This window comes from Haloplanus sp. GDY1 (genome assembly GCF_023703775.1).
Taxonomy (GTDB): Archaea; Halobacteriota; Halobacteria; order Halobacteriales; family Haloferacaceae; genus Haloplanus; species Haloplanus halophilus.
Map to the genome: position 1 here is coordinate 710,534 of NZ_CP098514.1, position 13,506 is coordinate 724,039.

General features: G+C 71.5%; 16 protein-coding genes and 1 pseudogene. 5 read left to right on the top strand and 12 right to left on the bottom strand.

Features of this window, described 5'->3' with window-relative positions:
- Nucleotides 1–88: 88 nt before the first annotated feature.
- Complete coding sequence (gene psmA, locus NBT67_RS03905) at nt 89–928, bottom strand: archaeal proteasome endopeptidase complex subunit alpha (protein ID WP_251343501.1); 840 nt, start codon at nt 926–928, stop codon at nt 89–91.
- 279 nt (nt 929–1,207) lie between these two features.
- Between psmA and NBT67_RS03910 the strand changes: the two genes are divergently transcribed.
- On the top strand, nt 1,208–1,657 hold the full coding sequence (locus tag NBT67_RS03910) for a DUF5518 domain-containing protein (protein ID WP_251343502.1): 450 nt from the start codon (nt 1,208–1,210) through the stop codon (nt 1,655–1,657).
- Here the strand turns inward: NBT67_RS03910 and NBT67_RS03915 are convergent.
- From NBT67_RS03915 to NBT67_RS03960, 10 genes and pseudogenes are all read right to left on the bottom strand, one after another.
- Nucleotides 1,657–1,998 (bottom strand): annotated as a pseudogene (locus NBT67_RS03915) (Rpp14/Pop5 family protein); the annotation flags it as partial. The gene NBT67_RS03910 and the pseudogene NBT67_RS03915 overlap by 1 nt on opposite strands.
- Complete coding sequence (locus NBT67_RS03920; RefSeq protein ID WP_251343503.1) at nt 1,995–2,597, bottom strand: class I SAM-dependent methyltransferase; 603 nt, start codon at nt 2,595–2,597, stop codon at nt 1,995–1,997. The pseudogene NBT67_RS03915 and the gene NBT67_RS03920, both read right to left, overlap by 4 nt.
- Nucleotides 2,581–3,276, bottom strand: a complete 696-nt coding sequence (locus NBT67_RS03925; protein ID WP_251343504.1) for an RNase P subunit p30 family protein — start codon at nt 3,274–3,276, stop codon at nt 2,581–2,583. The genes NBT67_RS03920 and NBT67_RS03925 overlap by 17 nt, the downstream gene beginning before the upstream one ends.
- Nucleotides 3,277–3,315: 39 nt before the next feature.
- Nucleotides 3,316–4,428, bottom strand: a complete 1,113-nt coding sequence (locus NBT67_RS03930) for a M20 family metallopeptidase (protein WP_251343505.1) — start codon at nt 4,426–4,428, stop codon at nt 3,316–3,318.
- Nucleotides 4,425–5,306: a diaminopimelate epimerase gene (dapF, locus tag NBT67_RS03935; RefSeq protein WP_251343506.1), complete on the bottom strand. Its 882-nt coding sequence runs from the start codon at nt 5,304–5,306 to the stop codon at nt 4,425–4,427. Before dapF ends, NBT67_RS03930 begins: the two co-directional genes overlap by 4 nt.
- Entirely contained in the window at nt 5,303–6,559 is a 1,257-nt protein-coding gene (gene lysA / locus NBT67_RS03940; RefSeq protein WP_251343507.1) for a diaminopimelate decarboxylase, read from the bottom strand. Before lysA ends, dapF begins: the two co-directional genes overlap by 4 nt.
- On the bottom strand, nt 6,556–7,389 hold the full coding sequence (locus tag NBT67_RS03945) for a 2,3,4,5-tetrahydropyridine-2,6-dicarboxylate N-succinyltransferase (protein WP_251343508.1): 834 nt from the start codon (nt 7,387–7,389) through the stop codon (nt 6,556–6,558). The genes lysA and NBT67_RS03945 overlap by 4 nt, the downstream gene beginning before the upstream one ends.
- Nucleotides 7,386–8,144: a 4-hydroxy-tetrahydrodipicolinate reductase gene (gene dapB / locus NBT67_RS03950; RefSeq protein WP_305881854.1), complete on the bottom strand. Its 759-nt coding sequence runs from the start codon at nt 8,142–8,144 to the stop codon at nt 7,386–7,388. Before dapB ends, NBT67_RS03945 begins: the two co-directional genes overlap by 4 nt.
- A complete protein-coding gene (dapA, locus tag NBT67_RS03955) occupies nt 8,141–9,037 on the bottom strand; it encodes a 4-hydroxy-tetrahydrodipicolinate synthase (protein ID WP_251343509.1) in 897 nt (298 codons plus the stop codon). Before dapA ends, dapB begins: the two co-directional genes overlap by 4 nt.
- Nucleotides 9,038–9,261: 224 nt before the next feature.
- Entirely contained in the window at nt 9,262–9,786 is a 525-nt protein-coding gene (locus NBT67_RS03960) for a DUF7549 family protein (RefSeq protein WP_251343510.1), read from the bottom strand.
- 256 nt (nt 9,787–10,042) lie between these two features.
- Between NBT67_RS03960 and NBT67_RS03965 the strand changes: the two genes are divergently transcribed.
- The 3 genes from NBT67_RS03965 (at nt 10,043) to NBT67_RS03975 (ending at nt 11,871) form a co-directional block, all read left to right on the top strand.
- Complete coding sequence (locus tag NBT67_RS03965) at nt 10,043–10,516, top strand: DUF5793 family protein (protein WP_251343511.1); 474 nt, start codon at nt 10,043–10,045, stop codon at nt 10,514–10,516.
- 77 nt (nt 10,517–10,593) lie between these two features.
- Nucleotides 10,594–11,220, top strand: a complete 627-nt coding sequence (locus NBT67_RS03970) for a uracil-DNA glycosylase (protein ID WP_251343512.1) — start codon at nt 10,594–10,596, stop codon at nt 11,218–11,220.
- Nucleotides 11,221–11,586: 366 nt separating this feature from the next.
- Nucleotides 11,587–11,871 (top strand): DNA-directed RNA polymerase subunit L, encoded by a 285-nt coding sequence (locus NBT67_RS03975; RefSeq protein ID WP_251343513.1) that lies wholly within the window; start codon nt 11,587–11,589, stop codon nt 11,869–11,871.
- On the opposite strand, the gene hisF is transcribed toward NBT67_RS03975, so the two are convergent.
- Nucleotides 11,868–12,683 carry an imidazole glycerol phosphate synthase subunit HisF gene (gene hisF, locus NBT67_RS03980; RefSeq protein WP_251343514.1) on the bottom strand — a complete coding sequence of 272 codons (816 nt, stop codon included), beginning with the start codon at nt 12,681–12,683 and terminating at the stop codon, nt 11,868–11,870. The two genes, NBT67_RS03975 and hisF, sit on opposite strands and share 4 nt — an antisense overlap.
- Nucleotides 12,684–12,796: 113 nt before the next feature.
- Here hisF and NBT67_RS03985 point away from each other — a divergent pair, with 113 nt between their 5' ends.
- The gene (locus tag NBT67_RS03985; protein ID WP_251343515.1) at nt 12,797–13,471 is read left to right on the top strand and encodes a hypothetical protein; all 675 of its coding nucleotides are present in this window, start codon (nt 12,797–12,799) and stop codon (nt 13,469–13,471) included.
- Nucleotides 13,472–13,506 lie beyond the last annotated feature (35 nt).

The following is a 13,506-nucleotide window of genomic DNA, read 5'->3' on the forward strand; positions in this document are numbered from 1 at the left end:
CGCGCGGCGTCGCGGTCGCGAATCCGTCCCCTCGAATCGGAGACACACCGACCGGAGAGAAGACGGTTGGTCGGTGGCGTCGAGGGCGTTACTCCTCGTCGCCGTCGGCGTCCGTGCCGTCGGCATCCGTGCCGTCGGCGTCCGTGCCGTCGGCATCCGTGCCGTCGGCGTCCGTGCCGTCCGCGTCCTCGTCGTCGCCCGGCAGGAGGTCGAAGCCGTCGAGGTGAGACTCGATCTCGTCGTTGTCGAGTTCGTGGAACGCCTCGGTGTCGACGCTGACGGTCGCCACGTCGACGCCCGAGGGTTCGAGGCTCCCGTCGTTGCTGGTCGCGAGCGCCCGGAGCGCGAGTTCGATCCCGCCGTCCAGGTCGAGGCCGTCCTCGTAGTTCTCCTCGAGATACTCCTGGAGGTCGCCGCGGTTCGCGCCGATGGAGACCGCCTTCCACTCGTAGGGCGTCCCCGAGGGGTCGGTCTCGTAGAGGCGGGGTTCACCGTCCTCGATGCCGCCGATGAGGAGGGCGACGCCGAAGGGGCGGGCGCCACCGACCTGCGTGTACTGTTGGATGTGGTCGGTGACTTCCTTCGTGAGCGCCTCGATGCCGATGGGCTCGCTGTACCGGAGGCGGTTGATCTGAGCCTGCCGGCGGGCGAAGTCGATGAGCTGGCGCGCGTCGGCGACGTGACCGGCCGACGCGATGCCAGCGTGGTCGTCCGCCTTGTGGATCTTCTCGACGCTCGTCGGCTCCATCAGCGGCGACCGGGAGCGCTTGTCCGCGGCCAGTACCACGCCGTCCTCGGTTCGGATGCCGATGCTCGCTGTCCCTCGCTTGACGGCCTCTCGGGCGTATTCGACCTGATAGAGGCGGCCATCGGGCGAGAAGATCGTTATCCCGCGGTCGTAGGCCTGCTGTTGGGCTTGTCCCTGCATTGTATCACGTTGACTCTGACTCGAAATCGAGTTCGGTCGCGTCCGAGCGCCGCCGACCCGGTCCCGTCCACACCGTGGACGACGCCCTGCCGGCGGCCGGTCTCGAACACGACGCGTCTCTCGCGTCGCCACTCCGGCCCGGCGTCCTAAATACCTTTCTTACTCGGGCGGTCGGGCGGGCGAATACGCGCCGGACGGCGCTCGCGCCGGCGGGCGACGCCTCTCCCCACCCGCGACCGTGGAGTGGGTTTTTTGTGTCGTCGGTGTGACGCTCCGTCGATGGCCCCCCGCAAGCCCCTCCCGCTCTCCGAGACGTGGACGTACGCCCTCGTCGGCGGCGGCGCCTCGATTCCCCTGACCGTGGGCGCCTACTGGCTCTCCGGCATGGGCAGTCACTTCTCGCTCAACATGGTCGCCGTCGGCGGCCTGATCGCCGGCTATCTCGCCGCCCGGTCGCGGTCGGCCGACGCCACCGCCGCGGGCGTGCGTGCCGGCCTCGTCGGCTCGATCCCCGCAGTCGCGTGGGCTCTGTCCGAGTCGATCCCGGCGGCCCTCGGCGCCGCGGGGCCGACGCCCTTCACCGTCGGGGCGGTCGTCCTCGCCCTCGGCCTCGGACTCGCCGCCGTCGTCATCGGCGTCGTCGCCGGCCTGATCGGCGGGAAGGTCGGCGGCTGGCTGGCCGGCAAGGTCGGCCGACGGCCGGATCCCCCGTCCGCCGGAAGCGCTTAAAGGTACTTCTCCGTACAGCCCCGGAGCGTCCCGGAGACGCCGCGGACGTGGACGCCGACCGGCTCGCCGTCCACCTCGGCCACGCAGGCGAGCGCCGCCCGGGCCGGCCCCACCTCGCCGCGGCGTGCCCGCACCACCGCCTCGCCCTCGCCATCGCCGAAGGAGAACCGCAACACCCGCAGGTCGGCGTCCGCGCTCCCGGGGTCGCCGAGCAGGTTGCCCGCGGCGTACCACACCGCCCGCTGGAACGCCCCCCGCGAGACGGCGGCGTCGGGCGACGTCTCCAGCCCCACCGCGAGGTATCGCCACCGCGGGCGGAGGTGTTTGGGCAGGTGCTTCATCGGCGCTCGGCGGCGACGACGCCGACCGCCGCCGACACCCGATCCACCGCCGTCAGGACGAACCCCGCGTCGGTCAGGGCGTCCGCGAGAACGCCCGCCCGCGCCGGGTCGTCGACCTCGGGGTCGTAGACGCCCGACTCGGGGTCGACCGCCTCGAAGAGCATCACGTCGCCGAGGACGAACCGGCGGGGGTCGAGCGCGGCGACGACGTCGATCGCCTCGCGTTTCTCCGCGTCGCTCAGGTGGTGCATGGCGAAGTTCGAGACCACGACGTCGGCGGGGCCGTCGTAGTCGGGGTCGCGGAACCGCCCCTCGCCGAACGCGACGTTGTCCAGGCCGCGCTCGTCGGCCTTCCGGCGGGCCTCGTCGAGCATTCCCGCGCTGATGTCGCGGCCCACCACCCGGTCGGCGTCGGACGCCAGGGCGAGTGCGATGGCGCCGGTGCCGGTCCCCAGGTCCAGCACCACGTCCTCGGGCGACGGGTCGGCGTAGGACACGACGAGGTCCACACAGGCGCGGTACTCGGGGGACGCCTCCTCGTCGTACTCCGGCGCCAGTTCGGAGAAGCGCTCGGCGTGTTCCTCAAGCGTCTTCTTCATACGGCCCCCGTTCGACCCCCGGCTCTATGAACGACTCGGACTGCCGGTGGCGGTTGCGCGCCGCGAGGTCGCCCCACTCGCGGAGCCCCGCACGGACGGTGTCGGGGTCGAACCCGACCGCCTCGCCGACGGCGACGAGTTCCCGCGGCGCGCGCAACTGGAGGTGGGAGGCCGGGTTCGCGCTGACGACGAACGGCGCCCCGGCGTCGGCGACGAGTTCCCGGAGTTTCCGCAGGTCCTGCAGCGCCTGCACCCGCGGCCCGCCGGTCGACCGGAGGACCGGCCCGAAGTCGAACTCGATCCGGACGCCGTTCTCCGCGGCGCGATTGCAGAGGACGTGGTTCACGTCGCCGTCGTCAGCCATCGGCCGCGAGAGCACGTCGACCCGCTCGTTCTCGACGGCGAACCGGTTGAGGCGGTCGGTGCCGCCGCGGACCACGAGGACCGTCCGCTTCGGGCGGAGGCCGCCGACGGCGCCGCTCGCGCCCTCCGGATCGGCGGCGGTCACCTCGGCCCCGTCGACGACGTCGATGTCCGTCTCCGCCCGGAGCGCGTCGAGGTCGGGCGACGCCTCCCGCGCCCGGATCACGACGCCGTCGAACCCGAGCCGCGCCGCCGTCTCGGCGACGCGGGTCGCCGGCGAGTCGCCGTCCGGCGCGACGTGGACCGCCTCGTACATGGTGGCGTCCAGACGCCCCGGGCGCTTGGGGGTTGCGCTTCAGTCCACCAGCGCCGCGAGCGCCTCGGTCAGCGCATCGGCCGCCCGCTCCACCTCGGCGACCCGGACGTACTCCCGGTCGGCGTGGGCGACGGGACCGGTCCCGTCGGCGAGGACGCCGGGTCCGAACACGACGGTCGGCGCCGGCGAGAAGTAGGACGCCTCGGTGGCGGCCGTGAAGGGCCGGACCTCGCCGGCCGCGCCGTCGGTGACGCGCTCTGCCGCCGCCGAGAGGTGACGGACGACCGGTTCGTCGGCGTCGGTCGCGAAGGCCTCGAGGAAGGGGGTGGGGCGCTCGGTCAGCGCGACGTCCACGCCGACGGCGTCGGGGGTGGCGTCGTCGACGGCCGCCGCCAGCGCCTCGCGGAACCCGTCGGCGGACTCCGGCGGGACGCTCCGTCGGTCGACCGTGATCGCGCAGTCCGCGGGCACCTGATTCGTCGCCTCGCCGCCTTCGACGACGGTGGGCGTCAGCGTCGCCGGGCCGAGCGAGGGGTGGGGGTCGCGGTCGGCATCGAAGGCGCGGATCGCCGACAGCGCGCCCTCCGCGGCGGCGACGGCGTTGACGCCCGTCTCCGGTTCGGCCGCGTGGGCGGTGACCCCCGAGAGGGCGACCGTCCCCTCGAACCGCCCCTTGGCGGCCGTACACACGTCGAGGCCGGTCGGTTCGCCGACGACGTAGGCGTCGCCGTCCGGCGCGTCGACGCCCGGCAGGACCGAGAGGTCGAGCGCCGCCGCGCCGGTGGAGTACACCTCCTCGTCGGGCGTCACCGCGAGCGTCAGCCGTCCCGCCGCGGGGTCGGTCCGGAAGAACGCCGCGAGGATGGCCGCGAGCGGCCCCTTCGCGTCGCAGGAGCCGCGGCCGTGGATGCGCCCGTCGTCGCGGTCGTAGGGAACGTGCGGCGACACCGTGTCGACGTGGGTGTTCAGGACGACGTGTGGCGATCCCGACCCCGTCGTGGCGAGCGTGTTGCCCGCGTCGTCGACGATGGGATCGGCGCCGTGGTTCCGGAGCGTGTCGACGAGGAACGCCCGCATCTCGCTCACGTCCTCGTGGGACTCGATGCGGACGGCCGCGTCGAGGAAGGAGACGGGGTCGAAAGCGTCGGTCACGCGGGGACCTCCAGGTCGACGTCGAACTCGCGCTCGACGGGGCCGGTCAGCGTCGCCGGGCCGTCGTCGGGCACGACGATGACGAGGTCGCCCCCCGGGGGCGACACCCGGATCGGCCCCTCGGCGTCGAGGCGGCCGGTGCGCTTCGCCGCGGCGACGACGGCCACCGCACCCGTCCCGCAGGCGAGCGTCTCGCCCTCGACGCCCCGCTCGTAGGTCCGCTGGCGGTAGGCCTCGGGGGCGCCCGGCGCGCCCGCCGTCGCGCCGTCGTCGAGGTCGACCCGCGAGGCGAGCGTGACGTTCGTCCCCTCGGGGAAGACGTCGGCGTGGCGAACCGGAGGGGCGAGGGTTTCGAGGTCGACGGCGTCCACGTCCTCGACGAACGCGACGGCGTGCGGGACGCCCGTGTTCACCGCGGTGACGGTCAGGCCCTCGACGTCCGCCTCGATCAGCGGCCCGGCGTGGTCGTGGGTCAGCGGCACGTCGGCCGGGTCGAACGATGGCCGACCCATCTCGACGGTGACGCCCCCGCTCCGGACGACGGCGCGACGGTCGCCGGCGGGCGTCTCGACGACCACCTCGCGGGCGCCCGTCTCGCGGGCCGCCCACGTCGCCGTCACGCGCGCGCCGTTGCCGCACATCTCGGCGATCGACCCGTCCGGCTGGACGAGCGTCATCGTCACCCGGACGGGCGAGGCGGTCGGGTCCAGCGAGCAGAAGAGCACGCCGTCGGCGCCGGTTCGCTCGCCACCGACGCCCGTCTCCCGGTCGCAGTGGGTCGCCGCGAACGCCGCCCGGTCCACGACCGGCGCGTCGGCGTCCACGACCAGGAAGTCGTTCTCCGTGCCGTGGTACTTCTCGGCGGCGACGGTCGTCATCGGTCACCCTCCAGCGCGGTCAGGTCGTCGAGCGTCTCGCGCTCGCGGGCGAGTCGCGGGTCGCCGTCGATCACGACCTCCGCGGGTCGGGGACGGGAGTTGTAGGTGTTCGCCATCTCGTAGCCGTAGGCGCCGGCCGAACCGACGGCGAGCAGGTCGCCCCGACGCGGCGTCGGCAGCCGGCGCTCCTCGCAGAACAGGTCGGCCGTCTCGCAGACGGGGCCGGCGACGGTGACCGGGCGCTCGGGGCGCTCCTCGGTCAGGTTCCGGATGGCGTGGTAGGCGTCGTACATCGCCGGGCGGAGCAGGTCCGTCATGCCGGCGTCGACCCCGGCGACGACGGGAACCGCGCCCGTCGACCCCGCGTCGTCGACGGGCTTGACCGTGTTGACGCGGGTCAGCAGGACGCCGGCGTCGGCGACGACGTAGCGCCCGGGTTCGACGGCGAGGGCGGCGTCCACGTCGCCCAGCGCCTCCCGGGTCGCCGCGGCGACGGCGGGCAGATCCAGGGGTGGTTCGTCCTCGCGGTAGGGGACGCCGAAGCCGCCGCCCACGTCGACGAACTCCAGGTCGCCGACCTCGCGGGCCAGGTCGCCCATCCGGGCGACGAGTTCGCGGTGAGCCGAGAGGTCGTCGCCGCTGATGCCGCTGCCGGCGTGGGCGTGGATCCCGACCACGTCGAAGTCCGCGCGGGCGTCGGCCACCACGTCGGCGGCGCGGTCGTAGGGCACGCCGAACTTGGCGTGCCCGCCCGTCGTCACCTTCTCGTGGTGGCCGGCGCCGACGCCCGGGTTCACGCGGATCGCCAGCCGGCCGTCGAACCCCCGGTCGCGGAGTCGGGTGAGGGTGTCGCGGGCGCCGGCCACGACGGTCAGGTCGGCGCCGTCCGCCCACCGCGAGACGACGGTGTCGAGGTCCGCAGCCGGCGGGTTGACCGCCGTGTACTGCACCGCCTCGTAGCCGGCGTCGAGGGCGCGGACCACCTCGCCCGCCGAGGCGCACTCGGCCCCGAGGCCGGCCTCGCGGACGGTTTCGAGGACGGCCCGGCCGGTGTGGGCCTTCACGGCGTAGCGGACGTCCGCGTCGGGGAACGCCGCCCGCAGGCGCCGTGCGTTCTCCCGCACCCGGTCGAGGTCGGTGACGTAGAGCGGCGTGTCGTACTCGGCGGCCAAGTCCCGCAGGTCGGCGGCCGACCAGTCGGCGAGGCGCCGCACGTCGGGGCCGGCGTCGCCGGCGGCCGCCTCCTCGCTCATTCCCGGAGCGCCTCCTCCCGCCGCGTGGCGTCGCGCGTCTCGGCCTCGATGTCCGTCGCGACGACGGCGGGCTTGTACGCGCCGCCCGCGAAGATGTCGTGGTCGCCGATGGAGGATTCGACCATCCGGGTGAAGGCCCGGCGCTCGGGGGGCAGGTGGCCGTAGATCACCTCCTCCTCGACGAGGTCGTAGACGGGGATGCGCGGCGAGAGCAGCGTGTTCTCGCCGACGACCGTGTTCTCGCCGACGACGAAGCCGGAGGTGACCCGGCAGCCGGCACCGAGCGAGGCGCCGTCCTCGACGATCACCGGCGCGTCCTCGACGGGTTCGAGGACGCCGCCGATGAGCGTGTTCGCGCCCAGTTTGACGTTCTCGCCGATCTGCGCACACGAGCCGACGGTGTCACAGGAGTCGACGAGCGTGCCGTCGCCGACGTGGGCGCCCACGTTGACGAAGGAGGGGCTCATCATGATGCAGTCGCTGCCCAGATAGGCGCCGCGACGGATCGTCGTGCCGTCGGGCGTGTTGCGGGTTCCGCGCTCGCCGAGGTCGGCCGTCTCGCGGAGCGGGAGGACGTCGTGGTAGTCGACGCCGCCGTAGGCGCGTGCCTCGGTGGGGCGGAGCCCGAAGTTGAGCAGGATGCCGCGCTTGACCCACTCGTTTGCCTCCCACTCCCCGCCCCGCTTCTCGGCGGCACGAACCTCGCCCGCCTCTAGCCCGTCGAGGAAGGCATCGAGCGTGTCGCGGTCGTCGGGGGAGGCCGTCTCGGCGTCGACCTCGTCGTCGTCGTAGCGCTGCCACAGATCGGAGACGTCGGATTCCAGTGTCATAGTACGTCCTCGAAGTCGTACTCGCCGGCCGGGCGGCCGACGAGCCAGTCGGCGGCATCGAGCGCACCCTCGGCGAAGACGCCGCGGGATTCGGCGCGATGCGTGAGCGTCAGTACCTCGTGGTTCCCCGCAAGTAGTAGTTCGTGTTCGCCCGTGACGTCGCCCGCCCGGCGCGCGTGGACGCCGACCTCGCCCTCCTCGCGGGGCTGTTCGCCCTCGCGGCCGTGGACGCGGTCGGCGGTCCCGTCCCGTGTCCGGTCGACGTCGTCCAGAATCGTCAGCGCCGTCCCCGAGGGTGCGTCCCGCTTGCGGTTGTGGTGGGTCTCGGTGAGTTCGGCGTCGTAGTCGGGGACGGCGGCGACGGCCTCGCGGATCGCCCGCCGGAGCGCCGCCACGCCGCGGGCGAAGTTCGCGGCCCGGAGGACCGGGACCGCCTCGGCGGCGTCGGCGATCACCGCGAGTTGCGACTCGGAGAAGCCCGTCGTGCCGACGACGGCGGCGACGCCCGCGTCGGCGCAGGCCTCGACGTACCGGGCGCTCGGGTCGGGGACGGTGAAGTCCACCAGCACGTCGGGGTCGCGCTCGTCGAGGAGGCGCGGCAGGTCGGCCTCGTCCTCGATTTCGATCCCCTCGACGGGGCCGACCGCCGTGCGGTTGACGGCGAGGGTGACGTCCATCCCCTCGCGGTCGGTCGCCGCGGCGAGGACCTCCCGGCCCATGTGGCCGCCGGCGCCGGTGACGGCCACCTCGATCACGCTTCGGCCTCCACCGGATCGAGGTCGGCGAGGACGGCCTCGAGGTCGGCGCGGAGGTCCTCGGAGAGGCGGGTGAGCGGCGACCGGACCCTCCCGGGGCCGTAGCCGCGGATGGCCATCGCCTCGTTGACCGGGATGGGGTTGGTCTCCCAGAACAGGGCGCGCATCAGCGGCCCGAGTTCGTGGTGTCGCTCGCGGGCGTGTTCGTAGTCGCCGTCGAGCGCCGACTGCACGAGGTCGACCGTCCGCTCGGGTTCGACGTTGGCGACGACGCTGATCGTTCCCGCCCCGCCGACCGAGAGCGTGGGGAGGATGAGGCCGTCGTCGCCCGCGAGCACCGAGAACTCCTCGTCGCGGGTGCGCTCGACGATTTCGGACACCCGATTCAGGTCGCCGCTCGCCGCCTTGTAGCCGCGGACGTTGGGGTGGGCGGCGAGGTCGACCGTCGTGTCCACATCGACGTTCCGGCCCGTCCGTCCGGGGACGTTGTAGACGATCTGTGGCAGGTCCACCTCGTCGGCGATGGTTCGGTAATGCTCGTACATCCCCGCCGGTTCGGGCTTGTTGTAGTACGGCGAGATGAGGAGGAGGCCGTCGGCGCCGGCCTCGGCGGAGCGCCGGGAGAGCGAGAGCGCCTCGGCGGTGTTGTTCGATCCGGCGCCGGCGATCACGGGCACGTCGACGGCGTCGACGACGGCCTCGACGACCTCGACGTGCTCGTCGTGGCTGAGCGTCGCGCTCTCGCCGGTCGAGCCGACGGGGACGAGGCCGTCGACGCCGGCGTCGGCGAGCCGCTGGGCGTCGTCGCGGAGCAGTTCGAAGTCGATACTGCCGTCCTCGTGGAACGGCGTGGTCATGGCGGGGTAGACCCCGCGGAACTCGGATAGCGTCATTGTTGGGTGGGTGTCGTCTGCGCTGTTAGTCGTGTCGGAACGGATCGGCCGAAAGACGCCCGGGACGGGGTCGCCACTCCCGCCGCGAGCGGTGTCACCGGTCCCGTTTTTTCAGAAGAGCCGCGAGGCCACCCGTCGCTGTCCGAACGTCGTCGGACGCGAGCGCGGAAACGGGTGGCGGGGTCACACGTACAATGGCGGTGGCACCGAATTTATACTTTGTGTCACGGGGACGACCGCTCTCCTCGCTCCGTCCGGTCCACCGTCAGGAGGACGCCGCCGAACAGGAGGAGGAAGACGACGCCGAGCGGAATGGGGAGGCCGGGGAACCCCCGCGACAGGAGGAGGGACGTCGCCGCCGCGAAGACGACGCCGGTGCCGAGGAGGAGCGCGCCGAGGAGGCGCACGGGGTCGACCGGCCACGATTCGGCCCACGACTCGCGGCGGTAGTAGACGACGGAGACGGCGAGCGCCGCCAGGAAGAGCGCCGCACCGACCCCCCAGACCTGATAGGCGAGTTCGAGCCCCCGTCCGCGCTGGAAGGCGGCCGCCGAGAGCGGGTCGGCGACGGCGACCCCGGCGGCCAGCGGGACGCCGAAGTTGTACCGCACCTGCAGGAGCGGGAAGCGGACGAACAGGAACGCACCGCCCGCGACCCCCGAGACGTACGTCAGATTCCACGGGATCAGCGCCGAGAGCCACGTCGTCAGGACCGCCAGTTCGCCAGCGTACTCCGACCGGACCCACATACGCGTGGTCGACGACCGGCCGCGGAATAAAACCCATCGGCGTCGTCCCCCGTCGGCCGACCGAGGGGTTCCGTGGGCATCGCCGACCGGAACGGACCCCCCGCGGGTCCCGTCACCGAGCGCGTCGGCGCGCCCGTCCGGCCCCCGCGTTCCCGGTCCACGGGAGACTCGGAGCGGACGGTTCGTCGGGGTGTCGGACGCGTCAGACGCGGGGCGTTACGTTCATACCCTCTGAACCCAAAGGCTGCAGTACGGAATGCGCCGCGACCACTTCGAGTTGGAAGCACACAACGTCGACTGGGTGGAGACGGGGGAGCCGCCGGCCGAGCCCCGCGTCGTTATCGACTTCCACGGGCCGAAGGAGACGCTGACGGATCGACTGACCGACGCGGAAGGTGACCTCCTGGAGGCCGGGGAGACGGACGTCACCTTCCGACTGCAGGACTCCCTCGACTCGCCGGACGCGACGGGGGTCGTCAGCGTCACCGACCGGATCACCGGCGACTTCCTCCTCGAACTCAACGAGGACGCCGACGACGTGTTGCGGTTCGTTCGCGCCGCCCGCGAGTACGGTCAGTCGACGGACGACGACGCCGGCCGCTACAGCGTCGTCCTCCGGATCGACGGCGAGACGGTCGCCACCTACTCCAAGAGTACCTTCCTCGTCTACGACGCCAACGGGAGCCTCCTCCGGTCGAAGAGCCTCATCCCCTCCGGCGTCGAACTGTGACCGCCTCGGGGCCGAGCCCCGAGGCACTCGCCGTGTCTCTTCTATAGATTTAGGTTCCTGGACGCGTAGCGGTACCCGTGCGAAACGTCACCGACCGCGTCAGCAACCCCTTCGGCATGGATCCGCCCTGTGAGCGGTTCGTCCCGGGCTACGGCGACGCCAACGCCCACTTCCACGTCGTCGGCGACCACCCCGGCGTCCACGGCGGCGCCGAGACGGGCGTTCCCTTCACCGGCCACCCCGCCGGGCGGCGCCTCCAGCGGGCGCTCCACGACGCGGGTCTGCTCCGGACCACGGGCGACGAACCGACCGTCGAGAACACGTTCCTCTCCTATCTCCACACCTGCGTTCCGGAGGGGACGCCGACCGAGGAGGAGTACGCCGCCATGGAGCCCTTCTTCGACGCCGAACTCCGCGCTATCGCCGCGCACGTCCTCCTCCCGGTGGGCGAGCGGGCGACCCGACACGTCCTCGAAACGTGTACCGCTCACGACGCCACCGACCTCGACCTCTCGGCGCTCCACGCCACGGAACTCCTCGGGAGCGGGTGGCTCGTGATGCCCGTCCGGGACCCCACGGCGTGGGAGTCCGACGACGCCGGCCGACTCGTCGACGCCATCGACCGCCTCCGGTCGACCGACTATCGCCGCGAGACCGACCTCGGACGCTTCATCGCCGGCAACGAGCCGTACCTCGTCCGCTGACCGGACCGATCCCGCCGCTCCGCGACCGCATCTACTGCGAATGTCACCCTAACACCACAAACGCGGACATTCGAACACTTCGATTTCTATTTGTGGAAGATATTGGTCTAGCCAACAGCTTTTTCACTACATACGTAAATCTAGGAACCGACGCGAACGGCCTCCGGCCCGACGCGTCACGTATCGCATAGCACATTGCGAGTCAGGTGCTCCTCGCAGTGGCTTGGTCAGTCGGACGACCACCATGTGTGGTCCCGTACGTTCTCCGTGCGGGGGACGCCACTCCGGCGTCGCCCGTTCGTTCGGAGAGCAAATCATTCGGTGCTTTACGAAACCTTGAAACGCGAACCGCCGGTATCGGTTGGTATGGAACTGCGGGTCATCGAGAAGACCGACGAGGAACTTCGCATGGAGATCGCGGGGGAGGATCACACGTTCATGAACGTCCTCAAGGGGGCGTTGCTGGAGACGCCGGGGGTCATGGCCGCGACGTACGACATGAACCCCGAACAGTCGGGCGGCCAGACCGACCCGATCCTCTCGGTCAAGACCGAGGACGGCACCGATCCCCTCGACGCCGTGGGCGACGCCACCCGTCGCGTGCAGGAACTCACCGACGACTTCGTGGCCGCGTTCGACGCGGCGGCCTAGAGCCGAACCGGAACGTCCCGTTCGTCTAGGTACTCCTTGACCTCGCGGATCGTGTACTCGTCGAAGTGGAAGATGGAGGCCGCGAGGGCGGCGTCGGCCCCGGCCTCGGTGAACACCTCGTGGGCGTCCTCGGGACCGCCACACCCCGACGAGGCGATGACGGGCGTCGAGACGCTCTCACAGACCGCGCGCGTGAGGGGGATGTCGTAGCCGTCCTTGGTGCCGTCGGCGTCGATCGAGTTGACGAACAGTTCGCCCGCGCCCCGCGACTCGACTTCGCGTGCCCACTCCACCACGTCGACGCCGGTGCCCTCGCGGCCGCCCTTGATCGTACACTCGAACCAGCAGGACTCGCCGTCGATCCGCTCGTAATGCTCGCCCGCCTCGTCGTAGCGGCGGCGGGCGTCGACGCTGATGACGATGCACTGACTGCCGAAGGCGGCCGCGCCGGCGTCGACCAGGTCGGGGTTCTCGATGGCCGCGGTGTTGATCGACACCTTGTCCGCCCCGGCCCGCAGCGTCTCCTTGATGTCCTCGCGGGTGCGGATGCCGCCGCCGACGGTGAGGGGGATGAACACCTCGTCGGCCACCCGTTCGACGACGTGGAGCATCGTCTCCCGGCCCTCGGCGCTGGCCGTGATGTCGAGGAAGACGAACTCGTCGGCGCCGGCCTCGTTGTACTCGCGGGCCATCTCGACCGGATCGCCCGTGTGCTTCAGATCCTCGAAGTTGACGCCGGTGTACACCGCCGGGTCGCCGTCCTCGTCGAGGTCCACGTCGATACAGGGGATGATGCGCTTGGTTACGGCCATTACTCGTGGCGGTGTATCCGTCGGCGGCCGACAAAAGCCGTCTGGTGTCGGCGCCCGCCCGATAGCAACGTATATATGTTAATAAATTAATCTATTATCGGTGATATGAACCCATGAGCTGCTGTTGCTGCTGTGGACCGATGGACCGGGAGGAGACCGCCCCGGAGCCGCCGGCCGGCGAACCGGAGCCGCCACGGCGCTGTACGAAGTATCGGCTGACCGTCGAGAGCATGGAAGTGTCACAGATCGACGACGGGTTCCTCGGCGGGGCGCTGGAGACGACGTGGACGTTCACCGTCAACGGGCAGGTGCAGACCTACGTCAACGACAGCCTGGAGGTGGGGACCCACTCCATCGGGAAGACCTTCTTCGTCGACGTGCCCGCCGAGACGTCGACGATCAAACTCGTCGTCTCGGGGGTCGAGGACGACCCCGTCTTCGACGACCCGCTCCCGGGCTTTACGCACGTGTGGGGCGAGCCGGACAACTGGGGGGCCGGCGCGCAGTCCGGATCGGGCAACGACTCCAACATCACGTACACCCTCAACTACTCCATCTCCTGTGCCGAGGACCGGGCGACGTTCGCCCTCTCCCGGGACGTGTTGATGGAGTACGGCGAGGCGAAGGCCGAACAGCGCGGCGTCAAGACCGGCCGCGAGACGATGCTCTCGTGGGCCATCTCCCGCGTCGAGCGCGACGGGTGGGAACTCGTCGACTCGACCGACGACCGGTACGTGTTCCGGGGGAACGGGACGCTCCCGCGGAAGCTGGCGGAGCAGTTCGACTGAACGGCGCGAGGCGCCCCCGCGGCGTCCCGCGCCGT

Excerpts from the sequence above, each read along its gene's own strand:
- NBT67_RS03925 (WP_251343504.1), bottom strand. The coding sequence starts at position 3,276 with ATGTACGAGGCGGTCCACGTCGCGCCGGACGGCGACTCGCCGGCGACC.
- dapA (WP_251343509.1), bottom strand. The coding sequence starts at position 9,037 with ATGACGCTATCCGAGTTCCGCGGGGTCTACCCCGCCATGACCACGCCG.
- NBT67_RS03945 (WP_251343508.1), bottom strand. The coding sequence starts at position 7,389 with ATGACACTGGAATCCGACGTCTCCGATCTGTGGCAGCGCTACGACGAC.
- psmA (WP_251343501.1), bottom strand. The coding sequence starts at position 928 with ATGCAGGGACAAGCCCAACAGCAGGCCTACGACCGCGGGATAACGATC.
- dapF (WP_251343506.1), bottom strand. The coding sequence starts at position 5,306 with ATGACGACCGTCGCCGCCGAGAAGTACCACGGCACGGAGAACGACTTC.
- NBT67_RS03985 (WP_251343515.1), top strand. The coding sequence starts at position 12,797 with ATGAGCTGCTGTTGCTGCTGTGGACCGATGGACCGGGAGGAGACCGCC.
- NBT67_RS03920 (WP_251343503.1), bottom strand. The coding sequence starts at position 2,597 with ATGAAGAAGACGCTTGAGGAACACGCCGAGCGCTTCTCCGAACTGGCG.
- NBT67_RS03975 (WP_251343513.1), top strand. The coding sequence starts at position 11,587 with ATGGAACTGCGGGTCATCGAGAAGACCGACGAGGAACTTCGCATGGAG.
- NBT67_RS03965 (WP_251343511.1), top strand. The coding sequence starts at position 10,043 with ATGCGCCGCGACCACTTCGAGTTGGAAGCACACAACGTCGACTGGGTG.
- hisF (WP_251343514.1), bottom strand. The coding sequence starts at position 12,683 with ATGGCCGTAACCAAGCGCATCATCCCCTGTATCGACGTGGACCTCGAC.
- NBT67_RS03910 (WP_251343502.1), top strand. The coding sequence starts at position 1,208 with ATGGCCCCCCGCAAGCCCCTCCCGCTCTCCGAGACGTGGACGTACGCC.
- NBT67_RS03960 (WP_251343510.1), bottom strand. The coding sequence starts at position 9,786 with ATGTGGGTCCGGTCGGAGTACGCTGGCGAACTGGCGGTCCTGACGACG.
- lysA (WP_251343507.1), bottom strand. The coding sequence starts at position 6,559 with ATGAGCGAGGAGGCGGCCGCCGGCGACGCCGGCCCCGACGTGCGGCGC.